Below are 24,302 nucleotides of genomic sequence, written 5' to 3' on the forward strand. Positions count from 1 at the left end.
TTTATTGAAATAAGGAATAGCATTTAAATGCTATTCCCTAAATGTTTACCATTTTTCATTAGTATAAAGAACCGGGCTAACAATCGATTTTCTCCAGTTTTTTCTTAATTTTTTCATGGTTTTCCCCCCTTTAATAAGATATGTGGTTCCCTGGCTATTGATAGAATAGTCAGAGAACTTAAATAAACAATAACAATAAATAGAATAAAAGTAAATAGTTTACAAGGAAATTTTTTCTTTACTTTTGTTGTTTTAAGGTGTTTAAATATGTTTAAGCTCTTTACCGAGAAAAGTTATTCCAAGGGAGGATACATATGAGTAAAGGTTATTATTCTATTTTATTTAGCCAGACCACTACAAATTTAGGTTTTTCTCTATATACTATGGTAGTGATTTCGTTTTTGTTTAAAATGACCAATTCGACAACCATCGCCTCTATGGTGACATTAATAAGTATTATTTTTCGTATTTTTGGAAGTGCTATATTACCGTTAATAACAATTCGATTAAAACTGCATCTTACAATAATTATTTCTCAATTGATACAAATGCTGTTGTTAATATGTTTGTTCTATTCTTTATTAAGAACTTACTCTAATCAAACTCTCATTTTAGTCTTTATTATTATTAGCTGTATTTCCTTTTTTAATGGATGGTTCTCACCTTTAAAAAGTGCAATTATAGGGGAAATAATCTCTCCTGATAAAAGAGTAAAGGCAAATGGATTATTATCTACAGTGGACCAAACTTTTCAATTTGTAGGCTGGTCTTTAGGTGGTCTCATAATTGCATTTTTAGGTGAGCGATATACTATTATACTTACTATCTTTTTGTTGTTTACATCTCTTATTTCTCTTTTATTTTGTCTACCACACGGCCACGCTAATTCTGTCATACGTGAAAAAAATTCTCCCAATAAGAGTATAGTAAGTGGTTGGCGGTATTTATTTAGCCAAAAGAAACTTAGAACAATTATTATTATGGATTTAATTGAGTCTTGGGCAGGAATGATTTGGATAGGGTCTGTCTCTTTAGCTTTCGTTAACGAAGTCTTGCATAAAGGAGAATCATGGTGGGGATTTATTAACGGAGCATACTATTTAGGTTCGATGATAGGGGGATTTATAATATATAAACTGTCGGAGAGATTTCAAAATAAGTTAATTAATTTTATGTTAATTGGTGCTGTCTCATATGGAAGTTTAACTTTAATATATGGATTTATAAGTAATTCATACTTAGCTCTAATATTGGTTCTCTTTATGGGGCCGGCTTATATATTAAGAGATCTTACACAAGAAACATTTATTCAGAACATAACAACCGAGCAAACTCGAATTAATATAATGTCTGCAAGGTCTTCTTTAGTACAGTTCATTTTTATGTTTTCAATTCTGGCTATAGGAGCTATTTCAGATTTCCTTGGAGTTCGTTTAGTTTATGTTTCAGCAGGTATTCTTTTATTAGTGTCCGCAATATATGGATTTTCTCAATTGCAATTCAAGAAAAAGGTAAATAAACCTATAAGCTTTTAATAAATACCTAAAATTTAATTAATATGTTTTCGTCTGCTTTTCCGCGTGTTTTATTAATAAGTAAACATTACTTAATTGAAAAAGAAAATGGTCGAGTATAATCGATTGTCTGTTTCAGAAAAACTCAGCATAAAAGTGAAAAAATTGAGCAATGCTTTGCAGATGCAAAACAATTGCATAGACTTTGCTATGGCAGATTGATGGGAAAGCAAAATGTGAACGACTAAGCTCCCCCTAGCAGATGCTTGCAAGAATATGAAGAAGAATCGACATATACACTAGCCAATCTTAACTAGTGTGCAGAAGCTCTTTTTCTGTTCTTTTTTCTAATAATGATAAATGACTAAAGAGAACTTTTAAAACAAAAGAGCTTGTAGAAAGCATAAGTTCCTCTATAACCTTTTTTGTATGCCGGTTTACCTTTTGTATTTCATCACTAGTCCGTGTTACATTGGTGTCAATCAAGTAATAGGAGGATGAATATGACAAAAACTCAACAGCAGATTCAATTAGCCAGACGTCCGCAAGGGGTTCCCGTTCATGAAGACTTCCGCTTTGAAACGATCCCCGTCCCTGAACCCCAGCAGGGTGAAGTGCTTGTCAAAACGCTTTATGTATCGGTTGACCCTTATATGCGCGGCCGTATGCAGGATACGAAGTCATATGTTAAACCGTTCGGCTTGGATGAAGCACTCTCTGGCAGGGTTATCGCTGAAGTCGTGTCAGACGGTGAGCATCTGAAAAAAGGCGATATCGTCATCGGAAACCTCAGCTGGCAGGAATTTTCGGCTGTCAGCGAGTCTGCCTTGCGAAAAATTGATACAAGCCTCGCTCCCGCTTCGGCCTATCTCGGCATTTTGGGAATGACCGGTTTGACGGCATATTTCGGACTGCTGGACATCGGGCGCCCGAAGGAAGGTGAAACCGTGGTCGTCTCCGGAGCTGCGGGAGCCGTCGGTTCAGCGGTCGGGCAAATTGCCAAAATCAAAGGCGCGCGAGTCGTCGGCATCGCAGGCTCTGATGAAAAAATAGCGTATTTAAAACAGGAGCTGCAATTTGACGAAGCCATCAATTACAAAACAGCAGAAGATATCCAGAAAGCGCTTGAAGACGCTTGTCCTGACGGTATCGATGTATATTTTGACAATGTCGGCGGGCCGATTTCAGATGCGGTCATGAACCTGCTCAATGAATTTACCCGCATTCCGGTGTGCGGCGCCATTTCTTCCTACAACGCGGAAAGTGAAGCAGATGACATAGGACCTCGCGTCCAATCGAAGCTGATCAAAACGAAGTCTCTGATGCAAGGGTTTATTGTAGGCGACTACTCCGATCGCTTTTCTGAGGGAGCAAAACAGCTGGCCGAATGGCTAAAGGATGGAAAGCTCCATTACGAGGAAACCATCACAGAAGGCTTCGAAAACATTCCTGACGCGTTTCTCGGTTTATTTAAAGGCGAAAATAAAGGAAAACAGCTGATCAAAGTCAGTGATCCGAACTGACATGATAATGAAAACACGGAGGGATTTTTGCCCTCCGTGTTTTTGTGTATGGTCAGGTGCGAAGAAGCAAAGTGAGGAAACCATCTTCATCAGGTTCAGTGTCTTCCAAAGTAAATCCGGCTGCTTGAAAGCAAGCCAAACTGATTCGATTGTCTTCTTCAATGCATGCAGCCCATTCCCGCACACCATTAAAACCAGGGTCACTCAGCAGTTTTTGCAATATCTGTTTTCCGTACCCTTGAAGCCGGTACAAAGGATTGACGATCAATCCAATATACGCCCGCTTCTCCCCGAACTCCATAACGACCATCCCTGCCGGAAGCTGCCCGTCATAAGCCATCATGACAGTATCGTCTTCATCTTTATTCACTCGTGCATACCACACATCTAATGGCAGCATCCCATCCATTCTCCGCCTTGTATCCTCATCTTCAAACCAGTGTTTAAGGATTTTCAGCTCCGGCTCCTTCATCACTTGAAATCTGTCTATTGAAACCATCTTCCCACCCCGCGCGATCCCTTTTCTATTATTTTACAACAAAAAAGAAGGGCATACCGCCCTCCTTTTTATTTCGTCTTCAATTTTCCGCCTGTATAAACAGCTTCACTCAGCTCTACGCCAAGCTTCTTCGCCATTTTTTTCAGCTTTGATTCTTCCAATTTCGTAACGAGGCTCAGCACGTTGCCTTCTTTTCCGGCTCGGCCTGTTCGGCCTGATCTGTGTACATAGCCGTCTTCGTCAGGAATATCGGCATGAATCACGTACGGCAGGTTTTCGATATCCAAACCGCGTGCAGCAATATCAGTCGCCAATAAGAGCGGGAACTCTCCGTCTTCAAATGCGGCAATCATTTTCGCCCGCTCCATTTTTTTCGCTTCACTGTGCAGAACACCGAGATCGACATGGTGATACGCCAATTTTTCCGCGTACACACTCAGGTTGCCGATGTCTCTCACAAATACAAGCGCCTGCATGCCTTGGAGTCTTGACAGCTTTTGCAGCAGCTTCACTTTGTCGCGCTGGTCGCAAATCAGATATTGATGCTTTACTTTCCCCGCTTCCGCCTTGCTTCGCTGCACCTTCAACACCTCAGGTTCATGCGCCAATTCGCGGAGCACGTCCTCTGTTTCCTTTTTGAGGGTGGCAGAAAAACATAGAAGCTGCCGGTCTCTTAATGTCGTTTTAATGATTTGCTTCATCGTTTCGCGATGCTCCGGCAGGACAAGCTGATCCGTTTCATCAAGCACGATCGTTTTCACTTCATGCATTTTGAGTTTCTTCGCTTTAATCAGCTCAAATACCCTGCCCGGCGTACCGACAATGATATGCGGATGTTTTTTCAGCTTTTCGACCTGCTTCTTCACATTCGCCCCGCCAATTAAGGAAGCCGCGCGCAGCTCTGAGCCCGCTTTCCAATCCTGAATCACCTGAAAAATCTGCATCACCAGCTCACGCGACGGCGCTAAAATCACCGCCTGCGGATGCTTCTGATCTGGCTTAATTCGCTCCAAGACCGGCAGCGCATACGCAAGCGTCTTGCCTGTGCCTGTCGGCGATTCCGCGATGACATCCTTTCCATCCATGATCAGCTGTGCTGCCTGCTCCTGAACAGGGGTTGGCTTTTGAAAGCCGGAAGCATTCCAATTCTCTTGTATAAATGATTGTGCATTATGTAAAAATGGCCAAGTTTGCGTCATTTTTGTTCTCCTCAATTCCTGAAATCTACTCCATAGTATCTCAAAACCTCGCCCGGAACGCAATTTTTCTTTTTCTTTCCTATACCTTTCAACATTCCGATTCCTCCTTTATAATCAAAAGGGTGAATAATACACGCCGATTGTGCGTGTTTGATAAACGATAGAGGTGTAAACATGAGTATTTTATCTGTAAAGGATTTAAGCCACGGCTTCGGTGACCGGGCCATTTTTAATAACGTCTCCTTCCGCCTGTTAAAAGGCGAGCACGTCGGGCTGATCGGCGCAAACGGTGAAGGAAAATCAACCTTCATGAATATTATTACCGGAAAGCTTGAACCTGATGAGGGAAAAGTCGAATGGTCAAAAAATGTCCGTGTCGGCTACCTGGATCAGCATACCGTGCTGGAAAAAGGAAAATCCATCCGTGACGTCCTGAAAGACGCATTCCATTATTTATTTGCGATGGAAGAAGAAATGAACGAGATTTACAACAAAATGGGCGAAGCTGATCCCGACGAGCTCGAAAAGCTGCTTGAAGAAGTCGGTGTGATTCAAGACGCGCTGACGAACAATGATTTTTATATCATTGATTCCAAAGTGGAAGAAATTGCCCGCGGCCTCGGCTTGAGCGATATTGGATTAGAGCGTGATGTCACTGATTTGAGCGGCGGACAGCGCACAAAGGTTCTTCTCGCCAAGCTGCTTCTTGAAAAGCCGGAAATTCTGCTTCTCGATGAGCCGACCAACTATCTTGATGAACAGCATATCGAATGGCTGAAACGTTATCTGCAGGAATACGAGAACGCGTTCATCTTGATTTCCCATGATATTCCGTTCTTAAACAGCGTCATCAACCTGATTTATCACGTTGAAAATCAAGAGCTGACACGCTATGTCGGCGACTACCATCAGTTTATGGAAGTCTACGAGGTGAAGAAACAGCAGCTTGAAGCAGCGTATAAAAAGCAGCAGCAGGAAGTCGCTGAGCTGAAGGATTTCGTTGCCCGCAACAAAGCCCGCGTCAGCACAAGAAACATGGCGATGTCCCGCCAAAAGAAACTCGATAAGATGGATATGATTGAGCTGGCGGCAGAAAAGCCAAAACCGGAATTCCACTTTAAGCCGGCGAGAACGTCAGGCAAGCTGATTTTTGAAACGAAGGATCTTGTGATCGGTTACGATTCCCCGCTGTCACGTCCGCTGAACCTCCGCATGGAGCGCGGCCAAAAAATCGCCTTTTACGGCGCGAACGGGATAGGAAAAACGACATTGCTGAAAAGCCTGCTTGGCGAAATCCAGCCGCTTGAAGGCTCGGTTGAACGCGGCGAGCATCTCTTTACCGGCTATTTTGAGCAAGAGGTCAAGGAAACAAACAACAATACGTGCATTGAAGAGGTATGGAGTGAATTCCCTTCTTATACGCAGTATGAAATTCGGGCCGCTCTGGCAAAATGCGGACTGACGACAAAGCATATCGAAAGCCGCGTCTCCGTATTAAGCGGGGGCGAAAAAGCGAAAGTTAGATTGTGCAAGCTGATCAATTCGGAAACAAACCTGCTGGTGCTCGATGAGCCGACAAACCACTTGGATGTCGATGCAAAGGAAGAGCTTAAGCGCGCGCTGAAAGAATACAAAGGCTCCATTCTGCTCATTTCTCATGAGCCAGACTTTTATATGGATATCGCGACAGAAACGTGGAACTGCGAGTCTTGGACGACGAAAGTGCTTTAAACCGAAGAAAACCCGCCTGCTGAAGGGCGGGTTTTTTACTGCCATTTTTTCTGAACGATTCTCAACAGCTCTCTGTCTTTTAAAATGAGCTGCAATGGATATGGTAGTAATGAGAAGGTTGCATGATAAAAAAGACACTGCATCTGCGCAGTGTCTTTCGTTATTAATGTCCCGCCTTAATTCCGGCAAGATGTTTACGTCCCATGAGAAGGACAAGCATGCCGACAAAAACGACGATCCCGCCTACTGTATATGGTGTGCTTGCGGTGAAGTGTTCTGACAACATTCCCGCAATCCACGGAGCGAGCGCACCGCCGATGAAGCGGACTGAGCTGTAGGCTGAAGACGCGATTGAACGTTCAACCGGCGCAGAACCCATCACAGCGGTTGTCATGATCGTATTCACCATACCGAGGACAGCACCGGCGACAACGATACATGTAATAATCAATGTCTGATGCTCTGTCCAGATCCCCATAATGATGAGAATGACCGCAAAGGAGATAAAGAGAACGACCAAGGAACGCACTGTGCCCATCGCTTTGTGCACGAGCGGCGCAGTAAAGACTGACGTAACAGCCAGCAGAAGGCCCCAGCCGAAGAAGACATATCCAAGACCATGTTCATCTAAATCCAGAACGAACGGAGAATAAGCAAGCAAAATAAAAAATCCAAAGTTGTATAAGAATGCAGATACCGCCATCGTCAGCAGACCTTTATATTTGAGCGCCTTCATGGCATCAAACACACCGACGCGTTTCGCCGGTTTCGGCAATTTCGGCAGCATGAAAGAAATCGCGATTAACGCAATAAACATCAGGACAGATACCCCGAAAAACGGTGCGCGCCATGAAATGCTTCCAAGCTCTCCGCCTGCAAGCGGCCCGACGGAAATCCCGAGACCGAGCGCCGCCTCATACAAAATAATCGCTTGGGCGCTGCCCCCGACAGACACGCCGACGATGACCGCAAGCGCTGTTGAAATAAACAAAGCATTGCCTAATCCCCAGCCGCCGCGGTAGCCTACTAGCTGAGCAATTGAGCTTGAACTGCCGCCAAGCCCCGCAAACACAATAATAAAAATAAGTCCGAGAATTAACGTCCATTTCGCGCCGATACGGCTGGAAATGGCGCCTGAGAAAAACATCATAAATCCGGTTACAAGCAAATAACTTGTAAACAAGAGTGATACTTCACTAGGTGAAGCATGTAATTGTGCGGCAATTGCCGGAAGAATTGGATCGACCAGCCCGATTCCCATAAAGGAAATCACACAGGCAAACGCGACAGCCCATACAGCTTTCGGCTGACTGAGCAAGCCCGTTTTCTGATTCACTTGTTTTGTCTTATCCATTTGACCTGACCTCCATCTTTATTCCATTAAAAGAAACGCTACAAAAATAGCGTTTGGCAAACTTTTCATTCGATTGATTGAATAGCACGTTCCGCTTTATCTTTCATGCCTTGCAGGCGTTCTTTAAAGCTTTCGAATGTGCGGATTTTCTCATCAATCAAATCCAGCTGGTGATTCAGTGTTTCCTGAATTTCCTCCAGTTTTTCTTTCCGTTCCTTAGGATCCAGTGACAACAAATACCCCTCTTTGTTTAACTCTAGCTGGCGGCTGGTTTCCATGAAATGCTGAAGCTCCTGAAGGGAAAAACCGAGCACTTCTTTTGTGCTGATGACTTTCTCAAGCTCCTCCATATCATCCTCTGAATAAAGCCTTACGCCGCCGTCTGTCCGTTTCGGCGCCGGAATCAAACCGATTTCTTCATAAAACCGGATGGTCCGCTTTGTCAGCCCGCTTCTTTTGGCTACTTGATCAATCTTCATCCATTCCAAGGTAAATCCCCCTTCGCCGTTTCTGTTCCCATTATACACCTTTTGAACCTTAACGTAAACGTAAAGTTTTGAAAATCAATAAAAAAACGAGTGCATAAAGCACCCGTCTTTCACTGTCCTGTTTAAGCCAAACTTCCTGTCACTGACAGAGACTGCTTTTGAAGGCTTTCAGAAAGCAATTGATACGCAATCACTTTCTTCTTGTACTGCTTCACGACGTCAATATGGTCGTCGTAGCGGTACACAAACAGCTTCACATCATTTTTGCCTTTTTTCGTATCTATCACCAGCGGCGTACCGCCGTTTTCCGGATATAAATAACGCTCTTCGTCACCTGGGTAAATATAATACTTCTCCAGGAAGACAGCTTCGTTAAATTGGTCAATCACTTTCTGCTTCTCTTCCCCCTCAAGACGTTTTCCAGCTAGAGAGAGAACGGCATTTTCGTCACTCAGCTTGGCGTGCACCTCAAATTTGCTGAGCAGCCATTCCATGACGCCTGTTGGAAGACAGGTTAATACGATTTTCACCAGACTCATGAGGATTAACATCACGATAGTCAATGTCATACTTCATCATCTCCATTAGTTTTCCATGTGTCGCTGACACACAATTTCATCCTATCATAAGCAGGGTGTTTCGTTTTTGTACATTATGTGAAAAAAGCGCGGCCTGCTGCGGGCCGCGCTTTTCTAACTTTCAAGTTCTTCAATCATAAGGGACAATTCTGTCCAGCGGTCCATAGCCGCCTCAAGCTCTTCCGCCGTTTTCGCCTGTTCGGCCATCAGCTCTTGGATTTTTCCGAAATCGCTGCCTGCTGCGGCGATGTCAGCTTCAAGCTGCTCATGCTTTTCTTCCAGCTGGGCAATTTTATCTTCGATGCCGTCCCATTCAAGCTGATCTTTGTAGGAAAGCTTTTTCCGTTTTTTCTTCGGCTCAGCTTCGGGCTGTTTTGCTTCAGCAGCCGGTTTTTCAGCTGTTTTTTTCGCTTTTGATTCCTCCATGTAATCACTGTAGGAGCCTTGGAAGCGGGAAATGACGCCATTTCCTTCAAACACAATCAAACGGTCGACGACACGGTCAAGGAAGTAGCGGTCATGGGATACGGTGATGACGACGCCAGGGAACTGGTCGATATAATCCTCCAGGACGCTTAATGTTTCGGTATCCAAATCGTTCGTCGGCTCATCGAGAAACAGGACATTCGGCTCCTGCATGAGAACCTGAAGCAAGTATAAACGGCGTTTTTCTCCTCCGGACAGCTTGCGGATATACGTCTGCTGCATCGAACGCGGGAAGAGGAAACGCTCCAGCATTTGTTCAGCTGTAATGATATCGCCATCCGCTGTTTTTACGACCTCCGCCGTTTCTTTTATATATTCAATGACCTTTAACTCGCCATTCATTTCACTATGATCCTGGGTATAGTAGCCGATTCTGACGGTCTGGCCGATCGCAATATGGCCGCCGTCTGGAGTATGACGGCCGGCAAGGGCGTTTAACAGCGTTGTTTTTCCGATGCCGTTTGGCCCGATGATCCCAATCCGTTCACCCGGTATGACCAGCTCATTAAAGCGGTCGACAAGTATGCGGCCGTCATAAGCGATCATCACGTTCTCCGCTTCAATGACCTGTTTGCCAAGACGGTGGGAGCCAATCGCAAAGTCGAGTGAGCCAGATGACTGAGGGCCTTTCTGCTCCTTAATCGCCTCCACTCGGTCAATTCTCGCCTTTTGTTTTGTGGAGCGCGCTTTCGCTCCCCGTCTAAGCCAAGCCAGTTCGCGGCGCAGCAGGTTTTGCCGCTTCGTTTCCTTTTGCTCAGCCTGCGCTTCCCGTTCCGCGCGTTTTTCTAAAAACACTTCATAGTTGCCTTTGTACGTGTAGAGGCTGCCTCGTTCGAGCTCATAAATGCGGTTCGTGACACGATTTAAGAAATACCTGTCGTGCGTCACCAGCATGACGGCGCCGGGATATTGGCTTAAATATCCTTCAAGCCACTCAATCGTTTCATTATCCAAATGGTTCGTCGGCTCGTCTAAAATCAGCAGATCAGCGGGCTGAATTAAGTTTTTGGCAATGGCCACCCGTTTTTTCTGACCGCCTGAGAGCTCGTTTACTGGCTTTGTTACGTCGTTGACGCCCAGCTTAGACAATACGGTTTTTGCCAAGGTGTTCGCATCCCACGCGTTGTTCGCATCCATTTTCGCCTGCGCAGCCAGCAGGTGCTTCTGGCGCTGTTCATTTTCGGGATCTTCCCCCAGTTCATTCAGCGCTTTTTCATATTCACGCAAGGTTTTCATCACAGCCGATTCACCGGAATAGATATGCTCCAGCACAGTTTGCCCCGCAGGCAGCTCCGGGTCTTGATGAAGAAATTCAACGTGCACGCTGCCTGATTTCGTGATGTCTCCCTCTTCGATAGATTCCAAGCCGGCAATCACTTTCAGCAGCGTGGATTTTCCTGTTCCGTTCGGCCCGATTAATCCGATTCTTTCATTCTCTTCAATATGAAAGGAGATGTGGTCAAATAATGTTTTATCTCCGTATGTTTTATACAGATTTTCCGCTTTTAATATGCTCATGGTTCCTATCAATCCTCACGTAAGTTCATGTGTACATTTTAAATCAGCCGTTGGAATAAAACTAGTAAAACGTCAGACAAAGTTCATGGAAATACAGGATAGAAAAAAGACCGGGGACGTTCGTCCCCGGTCTTTTATTCTTCCTCAAGCGCTTTTTCTGCCATTTTTGCGAGATGCTGTGCGCTTCCTGAAATCTCCTGCATCGTGGCGGAAATTTGTTCAACGGCAGCGGCTTGTCCGTCTGTATGCTGATTAATCGACTCGATTGATTCCTCCAGACCTTTCAGCAGGCTGTGGATTTTTTTCGTGATCTGGTCAATCTGGCCGACATTTTCTTTCGAATGCGTGGCTAGCTTTCTGATCTCATCTGCAACGACAGAGAAGCCTTTTCCAGACTCCCCTGCTCTCGCCGCTTCGATCGCGGCGTTCAGGCCGAGCAAGTTGCTTTGGTCAGAGATGCCTTTCACGGTTACTGAAATATCGGCGATTTCACCGGCGCTTTCGCTTACCTTTTTCGCCTGAGAGGAAATGCCCGACATTTGAGATGAAAACCCGTTGATTGAATCAGAAATATCGGAAATGGCTGCTGCCGTTTGTTCAACAACAGCCGATAAGCTTTCCGCCACATCATGAAGCTTAGACGACTCCTCAAGGCTCGTTCCGAGGCCGACGCCCCCTATCACTCTTCCATTCTCGTCGTGGAGCGGGATGGCGCGTGCAATCAATGGGAAGCCGAACAATTCTTTCGGAACCATGCTCGTCTTCTTCTGATTGGTGCGGATGGCGTCTGTAATAATATCCCCTTCCTGCAGCGGATCGCCGGCTTTTACGTTGAGAGAAAAGGTTTTGGCAGGTATATTCACAAGCAGTTTTTCCGTATCGTAAATGCCGATTGTAATATCATCCTGAACCAGGCTGTTTAAATAAGGGGCTACTTTGACAAACGCGTCCAGAAGGTCTGCGGTTTCTTTTTCCGTTCTTATGCTCAATTCCATTCACTCCTATTCATTAATAAGGGAAGCTGCGTTTTTCGTGCTGGACCGAAATCCATTTCAGTGTCGTAAATTCTTCAAGGCTCCACTCGCCGTTCAAACGGCCGAGACCGGATTGTTTTTCACCGCCGAAGGCCACATTCGGTTCATCGTTGATTGTCGTGTCATTGACGTGAATCATGCCTGTTTCAATGCGCTTCGCAAAAGCCACGCCGCGCTCAAGGTTTGACGTATGTACGGCACCGCTCAAGCCAAACGGGGTTTCGTTTGCGATATCGACCGCTTCGTCTTCTGAATCAAATTTCATAAAGGATACGACAGGTCCGAACAACTCTTCCTTGGCAATGCTCATGAACGGTTTCACGTCTTTTAAGATCGTCGGTTCCACGATCGTTCCGTTAAATCCGCCAAGCTTCACTGGAACAGCGCCTTCTTCAATGGCTTTCTCAACAGATCTCATCAGCCCGTCAGTCTGTCTGCTGTTGATTAGAGGTCCGATAATCGTATCAGGGTCCATCGGGTCACCGACTTTCAGCGATTCCACTTTTGCCTGATACAGTTCAAGGAACTTATCATAAATTGATGAGTGAACAAGTACGCGGTTGGCTGACATACAAATCTGTCCTTGGTGTGTGAATCGGCTGAACACTGCCGCATTAACCGCATATTCGATATCCGCATCTTCAAGCACGATAAAGGCGCTGTTTCCGCCGAGTTCAAGAAGCGGCTTTTTAAAATGCTTCATCGCAAGCTGGCCGATGTAGCTGCCGACTTTCGTAGAACCTGTAAATGAGATGATCCGCGGCACCGGGTGTTCGACAAAGCTGTCTCCGATCTCTGCAATGTCTGTAACAACAACATTCAGCAGCCCCTCTGGAATTCCCGCGTTCTCAAAAATTTTCGCAATCAGCGTACCGCCGCAAATCGGTGTTTCCTCATGCGGCTTTAACACGACGCCATTGCCGGCTCCAAGCGCGGGCGCCACTGATTTCATAGATAAAAAGAATGGAAAATTAAATGGACTGATGACACCGACAACGCCTGCCGGCACGCGATATAATCTGTTTTCCTTGCCGTCTATTGTTGACGGAAGAATTTTTCCTTCCATGCGGACAGGGAACGTCGCCGCTTCTTTCATGATGTTTTTAACAAGCCCGATTTCAAAGGCCGCTTTGAGCCTTGTTCCGCCAAGCTCTTCCATAATCAAATAAATGATGGCTTCTTCGTTCTCTTCAATATACGTGACGGCTTTTTCTAAGATGGTTCTTTTCTCGAACGGATTGACCGCATCCCATTTTTTCTTAGCCAGCGCCGCTGCTCGATACGCTTCATCTACATCATCAGCAGTCGCTTTTTGGAAGGTTGTAAATGTTTTTTGAGTATAAGGATTTTTGTTTTCCAATACATTCGGGCTGCTGCCCTCCTGCCATTTCCCGCCGATAAACTGTTTATTCAACTCTTCATATTGAAACATGGTCAGCATCTCCTTTTTAACCGCAAGTCAAAATTGGGCGAATCTATTTTTTCTATCGGTTCACCCTGCATAAAATTGAATATGTTATTAGTAAAAATTACTATCCTATAATACGACAACGCTGTTTCGCTTCTATCGTTTAAAGTGGAAAAATATTTTATTGACTGCGCCAAATTTCGACAATATAATACAACAAGAACTGTATATAATGATTAGAATATTTTGAATCTTCCAGGAGGAACTTTTGATGAGTTCATTATTTAGAAAAAAACCGCTTGAAACATTGAGTGCGCAGAGCAAGTCAAAAAGCCTTGCCCGTACGTTAAGCGCATTTGATTTAACCTTGCTTGGTATCGGTTGTGTCATCGGTACAGGGATTTTTGTCATTACAGGAACAGTGGCAGCGACCGGTGCAGGTCCCGCCCTTATCATATCGTTTATTTTAGCGGGGCTCGCCTGTGCGCTCGCTGCCTTCTGCTATGCTGAGTTTTCGTCTTCGATTCCGATTTCGGGAAGCGTGTACTCATACTCCTACGTGACACTCGGAGAGCTGCTTGCCTTTTTGATCGGATGGGACCTCATGCTTGAATATGTCATTGCGCTATCGGCGGTTGCCACCGGCTGGTCTTCATACTTTCAATCACTGCTTGCCGGCTTCAACCTTCATATTCCTGCCGCATTGACAGGAGCGCCGGGAAGCACGCCGGGCGCCATATTTAATCTTCCGGCTGCAGTGATCATTCTCCTCATCACTGCGATTGTCAGCAGAGGCGTCAAGGAAAGCACACGCTTTAACAACGTCATTGTACTGATGAAAATCGGGATCATTTTATTGTTCATCATTGTCGGCATCGGTTATGTCAAACCGGATAATTGGTCTCCTTTTATGCCATTCGGGATGAAAGGCGTCATTGTCAGCGCGGCAACTGTATTCTTCGCGTATCTCGGGTTTGACGCGGTTTCTAACGCTTCAGAGGAAGTGAAAAATCCGCAAAAAAACATGCCCGTCGGCATTATTTCAGCGCTTGCCGTCTGTACGGTTCTATACATCACGGTATCGCTAGTGCTGACAGGCATGATGCCTTATACGAAATTGAATGTCGGGGATCCGGTGTCCTTTGCGCTTAAATTCGTCGGCCAGGACGCTGTTGCCGGAATTATTTCTGTCGGTGCCATTATCGGGATTACGACGGTTATGCTCGCTTTGCTGTACGCTCAGGTCCGTTTGACATTTGCCATGAGCAGAGACGGCCTTCTGCCTGGATTGTTCGCAAAGGTTCATCCGTCATTTAAAACCCCGTTCCGCAATACATGGCTGACAGGTATCGTTGCAGCGGGGATCGCCGGGTTTATTAACCTCGGAACGCTGGCCCATCTGGTGAACATGGGAACACTGGCCGCGTTTACGGTCATTTCAATTGCTATCATTGTGTTAAGAAAGAAACATCCGGAAATCAAAGCGTCCTTCAGAGTGCCGTTCGTTCCGGTTGTGCCGATTATCAGCGCAGGCATCTGCCTTTGGTTCATGTATAGCCTTCCCGGCGTCACATGGCTTTCATTTGTGATCTGGATCGCTGTCGGAACACTGGTTTATTTCCTGTATTCAAGAAAACATAGCTTATTAAACAAATAATCTCTTTTCAGCCGGCGGTGCCTCACCCGCCGGCTTTTTCCTTTTTTTATGTGCTATACTTTCAGTACATATGAGAAAGGGAGACAAACCGATGAAACAATACCGCACTTTATTATTTGATGTAGATGATACCATCCTTGATTTTAAAGCGGCAGAAGCATTAGCGCTGCGTTTGCTGTTTGAAGATCAGAACATTCCTTTAACTGATGAAATGAAGACGCAGTACAAAACAATCAATCAAGGTCTCTGGAGAGCCTTTGAAGAAGGAAAAATTACACGGGATGAAGTCGTGAACACCCGTTTTTCCGCTTTGTTCAAGGAATACGGTTATGAGGCGGACGGCGCCTTGCTTGAGCAAAAATACCGCAGCTTTCTTGAAGAAGGGCATCAGCTTATTGACGGCGCTTTTGATCTTATCTCAAATCTGCAGCACCAGTTTGATTTGTATATCGTGACAAACGGTGTGTCTAAGACACAATACAAGCGTCTCCGTGATTCAGGATTATTTCCGTTCTTCAAGGATATCTTTGTTTCCGAAGACACAGGCTACCAAAAGCCAATGAAGGAATATTTCGATTACGTGTTTGAACGGATTCCCCAATTTTCAGCAGAGCACGCAGTAATCATCGGCGATTCCCTGACTGCTGATATCAAAGGCGGACAGCTCGCCGGGCTTGATACGTGCTGGATGAACCCTGACATGAAGCCGAATGAGTCAGAAATCATGCCAACTTTTGAGATTCGTAAGCTTGAAGAGCTGTATCACATTTTGAATATCCAACATACCGTCAGCTGCTAATCATGCTGACGGCGTTTCTTTTAAAGAGTCGATTTTCCTCTTGATAAATTCTTCACCTTATGAATAATATGGTGATATGCTTTGGTTATATATGTAAGGAGGAGACTCATTTGGCTATTGCCGCCCCGCTAAAAGAAAAAACAGTTCAAAAACCCGGCACCACGGTGTATCCGATTTTGATTATCATCGGAATCTGCCACATGCTCAACGATTCGCTGCAAGCCGTGATACCGGCCATGTTCCCTATTTTGGAACGCTCCATGAGCTTGACATTTACACAGCTCGGCATCATCGCTTTCACATTAAACATGGTGTCATCTGTCATGCAGCCTGTCGTCGGCTGGTATACCGATAAACGGCCGCGGCCGTACGCGCTGCCAATCGGTCTGACCGCCAGCATGCTCGGCATTTTAGGCCTTGCATTTGCCCCATCATTTGTAACGATTTTATGCTGTGTGTTTTTCATCGGATTAGGTTCGGCCATTTTCCATCCGGAAGGCTCCCGTGTGGCGTATATGGCAGCCGGCACAAAACGCGGGCTCGCCCAGTCGATCTATCAGGTGGGCGGAAACTCAGGCCAGGCGATGGCGCCTCTGATCACCGCGCTGATCCTTGTGCCGCTCGGGCAATTCGGCGCTGTTTGGTTCACGCTTGTCGCCGCGCTCGCTGTTATGTTTCTGCTGTATATTGCGAAATGGTACGCTGCACGTCTCGGAAGTCTTGCCCAGAAGTCCGGCAAACAAAAGAAAACGGCTGAAAACAAGGCTATCACCAAGTCTGTTGTATCTGCTCTTATCATTATTATATTTCTCATTTTTGCACGTTCTTGGTATACGAGTGCAATCGGCAACTTTTACACGTTTTACGCGATGGATACATATCACGTAAGCATTCAGCAGGCACAGAGCTATATTTTTGTCTTTTTGCTGTTCGGCGCTGTCGGCACGTTTCTTGGCGGCCCGCTTGCAGACCGTTTCGGAAAACGCTTCGTGATTCTCGGTTCGCTGCTCTGCTCGGCGCCGCTGGCGATTGTGCTTCCATTTTCCGGACCGGTGCTCGCCTATGGCGTGCTCGCATTGATCGGCTTGGTTCTGATGTCGAGCTTTTCCGTAACGGTTGTCTACGCACAGGAGCTTGTTCCTGGAAAAATCGGCACAATGTCCGGTTTGACCGTCGGGCTTGCCTTCGGAATGGGCGCGATCGGCGCTGTGGCGCTGGGCGCTCTGATTGACGCCGCGGGATTGACCCCGACAATGATCGCCATTGCCTTTCTCCCTGTCCTCGGCATCCTTGCCTTCTTATTGCCGAGCGATCAGAAGCTGAGAGAGTGGCATAGCTGAAAAACCCCTGCCATGCGGCAGGGTTTTTTTAATCCAGCTGTATAAAATGAGTATCAGGCACTGCGTGCTTCGGGATAAAGCCGTCCGCAAAGTCCGGGAACGCCGACTGTATTTCGTCAATCCATCTTTTCAGGTTTAACACATACGGCATATAAATCATTTCAATGGCCGCTTCGTCTTCAATCCGATAATACCAGCAAAGATTGAACTCATTTTCTGTCACCAGTGTAAACCCGGAGAAATGATAGAAAATCAGCGGCGTTTCATCTATATACACGCGGCCATCCTTTTGCCCGACCTTATAGTTTTCGATATTCCAAAGCGCTGTATTGGCTCCGATTGATTTGACAACATGCACACCCTTGTACTGCGCCGGCCACTTCTCCACATATCGTTGATCACCGTACGTCTTTCGTTCCGTATTCATTTCTACCGTACAAAATTCAATGCAGTCCTGTCTCCACTGCCACACCGCTTCATATGCTTCCTTCGTATTCCCGGCACCGACAAAACCTGTGTTATAGCGGCCGGTCCGTTCATAGTAGGACATGAACCGCGGCGAGTTGCGGTGATCGGTCAAATACAGAGAAGCCGTTGGGTTTTCCGCAAAAATACGTGATGGATCAGAAAAGAAGAACAGATCGGTATCCATATGGGCAAAGTATTCAGCATCATCCCACTTGCTCATGACATGGAATAAAAAGGCGGGCTTCAATGTCCAGCAATATTCATGAAACGTTCGATTGCTTTTCGCTTTCAGCAGCTCCGGGTCTTCCATTTCATGCAGCTGCACAAAGGTCACATGCTCCCATGGCACGTGCTGAAGCAATTCATACGCTTTCTGATCGACACACAGCACATACAAATGAAAATCATCGCAATGCTCATGGAGAGAATGAATCATGGGCATGAGCTTAAAGATATGCGTCCTTGACACTATCGTTGAAAAATGAAATGTACTCATCATACCACATCCAATTATCTAAGATCCACGTGCAGCAAATCGTTGACAAGCGCATACAGCGCATTGGCAAAATCGTTCACGCCAAGCTTTTTCTTCGCTTTTGGCAGGAGCTTGCGGACAGTTTGTAAATCAAAGTTTTTCGACGTCACCCTTGGCGCTTTCTTTTGCCAATCCGGGTCAATATTGCGCTCTTTGACAACATGGAGCAGCTCAAGAAACAGATTCAGCAGCATGTCGTATTTCTGAGATTCCAGCAGCTTATGAATATCAGTCATGATGCCGTTCGTCATGTCAGGAGGAAACGGCCCGTTAAAAGCGAGATGAACGTCTAAGGAGCGGATGTTATTGTATTTATCGCACATATAGGCAATGTTTGCCCGAATATCGTCTACAGACTTACAATTGCTCGGGTGCTCCTGATGAACACTGACAATATCGCGATGCAGCCTGAAGGTCAGTCCGGCCTGATGAAGCCTGATCCCAAGGTCGTAATCCTCAAACCCGTACCGCACAATGCCTTCATCAAATAAACCGAGGTCAACCACATGCTTGCGTCTAACAGAGGAATTATTCGTGATAAAAAAGCGCCATGGCATATGATAGCCTTTCAGGTCATCGCCGTACTCATCTAAAATCTTCTTGAGCACGTCAATAAAGTCGGTATCAAGGTCAAAACTTTTGTCCAGGAAGCTTCCGTTTTTGATGTCCGCTTCATTCAGCAGCTTTTGTTTGTCTTTCTTCGGCATTTCGTCTACGATCTTTGCGAGCTGTTCCTTATGTTCATCTTCAAAGCGTTCATAATAAAAACTGTAGATCCGTTTCCAAAACAAACCGCACACGACGAGATTCTCTTCGTTCTCATGGGCTTTGATATGCTTTGCCACAAGATCCTTTGCCGCAAGCATATCGCTGTCATGGAAAATCAGGATATCTCCTCTGGCATTGCGAAGCGCCTGATTTCGGCCGTACGCAATGCCCCTGTTTTCTTTAATCCGTGTAAAGATCAGCGGAAAATCCGCTTGAAACGACTCAAGCATCGAGAGCGTCCCGTCCTCAGAGCCATTGTCCGCTACAATGACTTCAAATTCTTCATCGCACTCCTGCTGGTTTAATGACAGAAGGCTGTTATAGAGACGCTCCTTTGAATTATATGCAGGAATAATAACGCTTGCTTTCACTTCATTTTCACTTCCTGTATTTAATCATTTATTTGTTATCATCTTTTGAAGCAAAACCGTTAAATTCGGGGTCTAACGTTTTAATGTGCTGAATGATATGCGGCAGTGTCTCTTGATACAGCTCATGCACAAACGGCAGGTCTGTGCGGGTTGTTTCATGAATCTGTTTGATTTCATTGATGCTGACGATTCGGTATCCGCTGAAATGGTAAAAAATCAGCGGGCTGCCATCCTCCAGCACGATCCGGCCATCCTCCCAGGAAAACGTATGCTGCCCGTAGTTCCAGTGGCCGATGTTCACACCGGGTGTCGTAATGTCACATACATTCGGAAACAGCTCAGACATATAATCCAAATAGCCCTGATCACCGAATTTCCCTTCACCCGGGGCATTTTTGCATTCCTCAAGACAGCGTTCCTTCCACCACTCCAAGCAATCCGTGCCGGCATCATTATGCTTGAAGCTGATAAAGCCGGAGTTATATCTGCCTAAAAGACGCTGCAGCATGTCAATCTGCTCTCTCTCAAAGGAAGGGATTACGATATCACCCCGTGAAAGGAGCACCGAGCAGTCCGGCTGGTTCTCAAAAATCGGCGACGGATCGGCGTAAAAAAATAAATCCCCGTCAATATACGTCACACGCTCCAGCTCGGGGTTGCTGTTCAGCACAGCTTGCAGAAAGATCGGCTTCATCGTCCAGCAGTACTCGCTTTGATCTCTCGTTTCCTTGAGCTTCAGAAGCGTTTCATTTTCAAGCGCGTCCACCGGCACAAGGTTCAGCTGCTTCATCTTCAGCTTCTGTAAGACGCGGTGTGTATCTTCATCCATGCACAGTATAAAAATGGGACTGTCTTGATCCACTTGCTCTAACGACTTAAATAAGGCGACTGCCTGATATAATCTCCCTTTTGATAAAACGGTGCAATACGCGCTGGTCACAGTCATGTTCACCTCGTTTCACATTACTTTTTGAAGAATTCCGTATACCACTCAATCGTTTTTTCAAGTCCTTCATCAATGGTGTAGGCCGGTGACCAATTCAGCAGCTTTCTCGCTTTTTCCGCGGATAAATATTGATGTTTGATTTCATTGCTCCCCTGATTCAGCACCTTCGGCTTCAGGCTGCTGTTCATTTTCTTCAATATTTTCTCTACCAGTTCAAGTACAGTCAGCTGGATTTCATTGCTGAAGTTAAAGGCCTCTCCGGCAAGATTGTTTTCTTCCATTTTTTCTGCCAGAAGCAAATAAGCCTGAACGGCATCTTCAATATAGAAGTAGTCGCGGACAAACGTGCCGTCGCTGCGGATTTCTGGCGCTTCCCCGTTCAGCACAAGCTGAATCGTCTGCGGAATAATGCGGTTGAAGTTCAAATCCCCGCCGCCGTACAGGTTCCCGCAGCGCGTGATGCAGACTGGAAGCCCGTACGTGTGAAAATACGTGTGGCTGATCAGATCTGCGCAGCTTTTTGAGACGTCGTACGGATGCTTGCCTTGCAGCGGCATATTCTCATCGTACGGAAGGTTTTCTTGATCGCCGTAAGCCTTATCACTTGAAGCGACAATCACCCGCTTAATTAACGGATGCTTCCGGCAGGCTTCGAGAATATTCCATGTGCCAAGGATATTCGCTTCAAAGGTAGAAATCGGGTTGCGGTTTGCCACGCCGACAATCGCTTGTGCAGCAAGGTGAAAGACTGTGTCAATTTCATATTCGCCAAGCGCGCGTTCTATCACAGGCAAGTCTTCAAGAGATCCCCGTACGATGTTCATTTTCTTGATATGTTCTCCCTGATAAAGGTTGGATTGAGGCACATGATCTCTGACAAGCCCCGTAACGTTTGCACCCTGTTCGATCAGCTCTTTCACCAAGTAGCTTCCTAAAAGACCTGTACACCCCGTGACAAATACGTTTTTATTTTTCCAGAAACTCAAATCAGTTCACCATACCTTCCATACTTGTTGTCCTTGATCCCACATTTTGTTGACTTCTAAGAGATTTTTATACGTATCGATGGCCGTCCAAAATCCGTAATGGCGGTACACGGCAAGCTCTCCGTCTTTGGCAAGGTTCTTCAGCGGTTCATCTTCGAACATCATATTCCCATCCTTCGGCAAATAATCGAAAACCTTGGGACTGAGAACGAAGAATCCGCCGTTAATGATTCCGTCACTCGATGTCTTCTCAGAAAATGTTTTCGCCATGCCTTCCTCGACCGTCAAAGTGCCGAACTGCGAGACTTTGTCAATGCCGGTGACAGTCGCGGCAGCACCCTTTGTCTGATGATAGCTGATGAGATGGAAAAGATTGATATTGGCCAGCCCGTCCCCATAGGTGAGCAGAAACGTTTCATCGCCGATATAGTCTTTTGCCTGCAAGATTCTTCCGGCTGTCAGCGTGTCTTCCCCTGTTTCCAAAAACGTAATTTTCCACGTTTCAGGCTGCCCCAGCATCTGCACCTCTCCTGTAGAGCTGTCGAGTGTCAGGCTGTTGTGCTTCCATTCATAGTCGAGAAAGTATTCTTTGATTTTTTCTCCTTTATAGCCCAAAAGCAGAATAAACTCGTTTACTCCGTAGTACTGATAGATTTTCATAATATGCCATAGAATCGGTTTGCCGCCTATCATGGCGAGCGGTTTAGGAATATCATGCGTGACTTCACTCATTCTCGTTCCTTTTCCGCCGCAGAGAATGACCGCTTTCATCTCTACCCCTCATCTCTATGAATATTGAGTTCGAAACCTGGTACATCTTTACAATCTATCAAGGCGTTTCCCCGATAATTTGTCCACTTCAATACCGGTTTCAAAATCTACTGTAATGATATGAGAGAAAGGCGGCCTTGGTGACCAAATGGAATCTATTTTTTCAAGTTGGTTATGTAACCAAAAAAAAGAGCCTTGAGCGAAGGCAATGTGCCCGCTCAAGGCTCTTTCTCGTCTTATTTGATTTCTTTTTCCTTGCCGTAATGATAATCAGACGGATCAACGGCTGTGAAATCGCTGAGTTTGTGGAATCTCAGCAAGTCCTTGTACAGGACACTGTCTGACAGACTCAGCTGCTGGTTCACTCTTGTTTTCAGATTCTTCGTTTCTTCATTCGCTTTCAGTTTTTCACCAGTCTTCGTATCGTAAATGACATTATCGACAGATGTGTACTTCGGCGTCACGAAGTCTCCATTTCTGAACGCCACTGTATCGTCGTGGTCTTTAGAGAATAAATCCGTACCGAAGTTGATGTATTTCTGAGAATCAATTCCTTGTAAGTGCAGAAGTGTCGGCATGACGTCAATTTCGCCGCCATACGTATGGTTCACTCCGCCTTTTTTGCCAGGAACGCGGATCATCAGCGGCACGCGCTGGTTCTGTGCGTTTTGATAATCTGTGATCTCTTTTCCAAGAATTTCTTTCATCGCACGGTTATGATTTTCAGAAATACCGTTATGGTCACCGTAAATCACGATGACTGAGTCGTCATACAGACCGGCTTCCTTCAGCTCCTTGAAGAATTGCTCAAGCGCCTCGTCAAGGTAACGGGCTGTCTGGAAGTAATTATCAACTGTTTTATCACCGGTTGTCGCTTTTTTAATGGACGCATCTTCTTCATCCAGGTTAAATGGATAATGGTTTGTCAAAGTAATCAAATGCGCGTAAAACGGCTGTTTAAGAGATTCAAGTTTTGGAATCGACTCTGTAAAGAACGGCTTATCCTTGAGTCCCATATTAATGACGTTCTCATCTGACATATCATACGTGCTTGCGTCGAAGAATTTGTCATATCCGATATGTTTGTAAATCTGGTCACGGTTCCAGAACGACTTGTAGTCACCATGCAGGACGGCGCTTGTGTAGCCTTCCTTCTGGTCTAAAATCGCAGGAAGCGACTGATATGTGTTTTCGCCTTTCGTCACAAATGCGGAGCCTTCAGGAAGACCGAAGATGGAGTTATCCATTGTCAGCTCGGCATCAGATGTTTTTCCCTGGCCTGTCTGATGGAAGAAGTTATCAAAATACGTCACATCTTCCCCGCCGTGTGCAAGTTTATTTAAAAACGGCGTCACCTCTTCACCATTCAGCTTGTAATCAATCAGGAATGACTGGAAGCTTTCGAGGTGAATCTTAATGATATTTTTGCCTTTGGCAGAGCCGAAGTACTCGGCATTCGGTTTCGCATAATGAGACGTCGTGTAATTCTCGACGCTTGTTAAATCATCGCTGCTCGCGTAGGCTCTTTGCGTTTCCGTTTGAGCCGTCTGAACACCGTCATAAATGGTGTAATTGTAAAGACCTAAATATTTCACGATATAATTGCGGTCAAACGTTCTTGTCAGCAGCTGCGGACGGTCTTTTTCCGCATAGTGCAGGTTGATGAAAAACAGTGCGACCCCGGAAAGGATCACCAAAGACGCAAAACGTTTTTTCATTTTGTATTCTTTTAATTCAGGTCTCCAGATCAATACCGCAATCAAAATAATGATATCTAAGAAATAGAAAATATCATGACCGGCCATGATGCTGAAAATCCCGTCTCCCATGTTTCCGACGTTGCCGGACTGTTTAATGTTCGGGAACGTCAAGAAATCGTCAAAGAAACGATAGAATAAAATATTTGCATATAACACAAATGTCATCACAAAATCGATAATCAGCATGATAATGGCTGATTTTCGCCCTTTCGCCAGCAAAGCCAGTCCTAAAAAGAAGACGGCGCTTGAGAACGGGTTAAATACCAGGAGGATCTCCTGGGTTGTGCCTTTTACCCCAAGATTAAATTCAGTCTTGTAGGATAAATACGTTTTTGCCCAAAACAGTATAACAGCCAGCACAAAAAAGCTAAGTTTGTAAGAAAAAAGTTTCTTCATGGCAACCTCTACTTTCTTAAACACTTTAAGTTCTTCATTCATATTTACCTGCTCTTTATCCTGTCTTCCAATTCCTTCTTTCCAAACAAAATCAAGGCATCACACAACAATAAATACACCGCGGTACCCCCCGGAATATTTACGCTTTGCACCATACCAGTTTTATTACACCT

General features: G+C 45.5%; 19 protein-coding genes and 1 pseudogene. 6 read left to right on the forward strand and 14 right to left on the reverse strand.

Translation table 11 applies throughout. The annotated features are described in order from the left end of the window. Window positions 1-314 precede the first annotated feature (314 nt). A complete protein-coding gene (locus BSI_RS07095; RefSeq protein ID WP_003239930.1) occupies window positions 315-1,535 on the forward strand; it encodes an MFS transporter in 1,221 nt (406 codons plus the stop codon). 482 nt (window positions 1,536-2,017) lie between these two features. Next, complete coding sequence (locus BSI_RS07090) at window positions 2,018-3,037, forward strand: NADP-dependent oxidoreductase (RefSeq protein WP_003239935.1); 1,020 nt, start codon at window positions 2,018-2,020, stop codon at window positions 3,035-3,037. Between the two features lie 52 nt (window positions 3,038-3,089). Here BSI_RS07090 and BSI_RS07085 read toward each other — a convergent pair whose 3' ends face one another. Together BSI_RS07085 and BSI_RS07080 are read right to left on the reverse strand one after the other, a co-directional pair. Further along, complete coding sequence (locus BSI_RS07085; RefSeq protein WP_003239936.1) at window positions 3,090-3,536, reverse strand: GNAT family N-acetyltransferase; 447 nt, start codon at window positions 3,534-3,536, stop codon at window positions 3,090-3,092. A 68-nt stretch (window positions 3,537-3,604) separates the two neighbouring features. Next, entirely contained in the window at window positions 3,605-4,735 is a 1,131-nt protein-coding gene (locus tag BSI_RS07080) for a DEAD/DEAH box helicase (protein WP_003239938.1), read from the reverse strand. Between the two features lie 174 nt (window positions 4,736-4,909). Here BSI_RS07080 and BSI_RS07075 point away from each other — a divergent pair, with 174 nt between their 5' ends. After that, window positions 4,910-6,466 carry an ABC-F family ATP-binding cassette domain-containing protein gene (locus BSI_RS07075; RefSeq protein WP_003239940.1) on the forward strand — a complete coding sequence of 519 codons (1,557 nt, stop codon included), beginning with the start codon at window positions 4,910-4,912 and terminating at the stop codon, window positions 6,464-6,466. 163 nt (window positions 6,467-6,629) lie between these two features. On the opposite strand, the gene BSI_RS07070 is transcribed toward BSI_RS07075, so the two are convergent. From BSI_RS07070 to yfmT, 6 genes and pseudogenes are all read right to left on the reverse strand, one after another. After that, complete coding sequence (locus tag BSI_RS07070; RefSeq protein ID WP_003239944.1) at window positions 6,630-7,820, reverse strand: MFS transporter; 1,191 nt, start codon at window positions 7,818-7,820, stop codon at window positions 6,630-6,632. Window positions 7,821-7,885: 65 nt separating this feature from the next. Then, the gene (locus BSI_RS07065; RefSeq protein WP_003239946.1) at window positions 7,886-8,308 is read right to left on the reverse strand and encodes a MerR family transcriptional regulator; all 423 of its coding nucleotides are present in this window, start codon (window positions 8,306-8,308) and stop codon (window positions 7,886-7,888) included. A 122-nt stretch (window positions 8,309-8,430) separates the two neighbouring features. After that, entirely contained in the window at window positions 8,431-8,877 is a 447-nt protein-coding gene (locus tag BSI_RS07060) for a YfmQ family protein (protein ID WP_003239949.1), read from the reverse strand. A 123-nt stretch (window positions 8,878-9,000) separates the two neighbouring features. Further along, complete coding sequence (locus BSI_RS07055) at window positions 9,001-10,890, reverse strand: ABC-F family ATP-binding cassette domain-containing protein (protein WP_003239950.1); 1,890 nt, start codon at window positions 10,888-10,890, stop codon at window positions 9,001-9,003. A gap of 134 nt (window positions 10,891-11,024) precedes the next feature. Then, window positions 11,025-11,390: pseudogene (locus BSI_RS23305) on the reverse strand (methyl-accepting chemotaxis protein); the annotation flags it as partial. 508 nt (window positions 11,391-11,898) lie between these two features. Next, the gene (gene yfmT / locus BSI_RS07045) at window positions 11,899-13,356 is read right to left on the reverse strand and encodes a benzaldehyde dehydrogenase (RefSeq protein WP_003239954.1); all 1,458 of its coding nucleotides are present in this window, start codon (window positions 13,354-13,356) and stop codon (window positions 11,899-11,901) included. A gap of 247 nt (window positions 13,357-13,603) precedes the next feature. On the opposite strand from yfmT, the gene bcaP reads away from it, so the two are divergent. The 3 genes from bcaP (at window position 13,604) to BSI_RS07030 (ending at window position 17,128) form a co-directional block, all read left to right on the forward strand. Beyond that, complete coding sequence (gene bcaP / locus BSI_RS07040) at window positions 13,604-14,989, forward strand: branched-chain amino acid transporter BcaP (RefSeq protein ID WP_003239957.1); 1,386 nt, start codon at window positions 13,604-13,606, stop codon at window positions 14,987-14,989. 91 nt (window positions 14,990-15,080) lie between these two features. Then, window positions 15,081-15,788: a YjjG family noncanonical pyrimidine nucleotidase gene (locus tag BSI_RS07035; RefSeq protein WP_003239959.1), complete on the forward strand. Its 708-nt coding sequence runs from the start codon at window positions 15,081-15,083 to the stop codon at window positions 15,786-15,788. Window positions 15,789-15,898: 110 nt separating this feature from the next. Further along, a complete protein-coding gene (locus tag BSI_RS07030; protein WP_003239961.1) occupies window positions 15,899-17,128 on the forward strand; it encodes an MFS transporter in 1,230 nt (409 codons plus the stop codon). A 28-nt stretch (window positions 17,129-17,156) separates the two neighbouring features. Here the strand turns inward: BSI_RS07030 and BSI_RS07025 are convergent, their stop codons facing one another. The 6 genes from BSI_RS07025 to ltaS1 form a co-directional block, all read right to left on the reverse strand. Then, window positions 17,157-18,092, reverse strand: a complete 936-nt coding sequence (locus BSI_RS07025) for a putative nucleotide-diphospho-sugar transferase (protein ID WP_032732199.1) — start codon at window positions 18,090-18,092, stop codon at window positions 17,157-17,159. A gap of 14 nt (window positions 18,093-18,106) precedes the next feature. After that, window positions 18,107-19,270, reverse strand: a complete 1,164-nt coding sequence (locus BSI_RS07020; RefSeq protein ID WP_003239965.1) for a glycosyltransferase family 2 protein — start codon at window positions 19,268-19,270, stop codon at window positions 18,107-18,109. A gap of 28 nt (window positions 19,271-19,298) precedes the next feature. Beyond that, on the reverse strand, window positions 19,299-20,210 hold the full coding sequence (locus tag BSI_RS07015; RefSeq protein WP_032732200.1) for a putative nucleotide-diphospho-sugar transferase: 912 nt from the start codon (window positions 20,208-20,210) through the stop codon (window positions 19,299-19,301). 23 nt (window positions 20,211-20,233) lie between these two features. After that, the gene (locus BSI_RS07010; protein ID WP_003239968.1) at window positions 20,234-21,202 is read right to left on the reverse strand and encodes a GDP-mannose 4,6-dehydratase; all 969 of its coding nucleotides are present in this window, start codon (window positions 21,200-21,202) and stop codon (window positions 20,234-20,236) included. 6 nt (window positions 21,203-21,208) lie between these two features. Further along, window positions 21,209-21,973, reverse strand: a complete 765-nt coding sequence (locus BSI_RS07005; protein WP_003239970.1) for a glucose-1-phosphate cytidylyltransferase — start codon at window positions 21,971-21,973, stop codon at window positions 21,209-21,211. Window positions 21,974-22,209: 236 nt separating this feature from the next. Further along, a complete protein-coding gene (ltaS1, locus tag BSI_RS07000; protein ID WP_032732214.1) occupies window positions 22,210-24,129 on the reverse strand; it encodes a lipoteichoic acid synthase LtaS1 in 1,920 nt (639 codons plus the stop codon). Between the last annotated feature and the right edge of the window lie 173 nt (window positions 24,130-24,302).

Source organism: Bacillus inaquosorum KCTC 13429, assembly GCF_000332645.1.
In the GTDB taxonomy this organism is placed as follows: domain Bacteria; phylum Bacillota; class Bacilli; order Bacillales; family Bacillaceae; genus Bacillus; species Bacillus inaquosorum.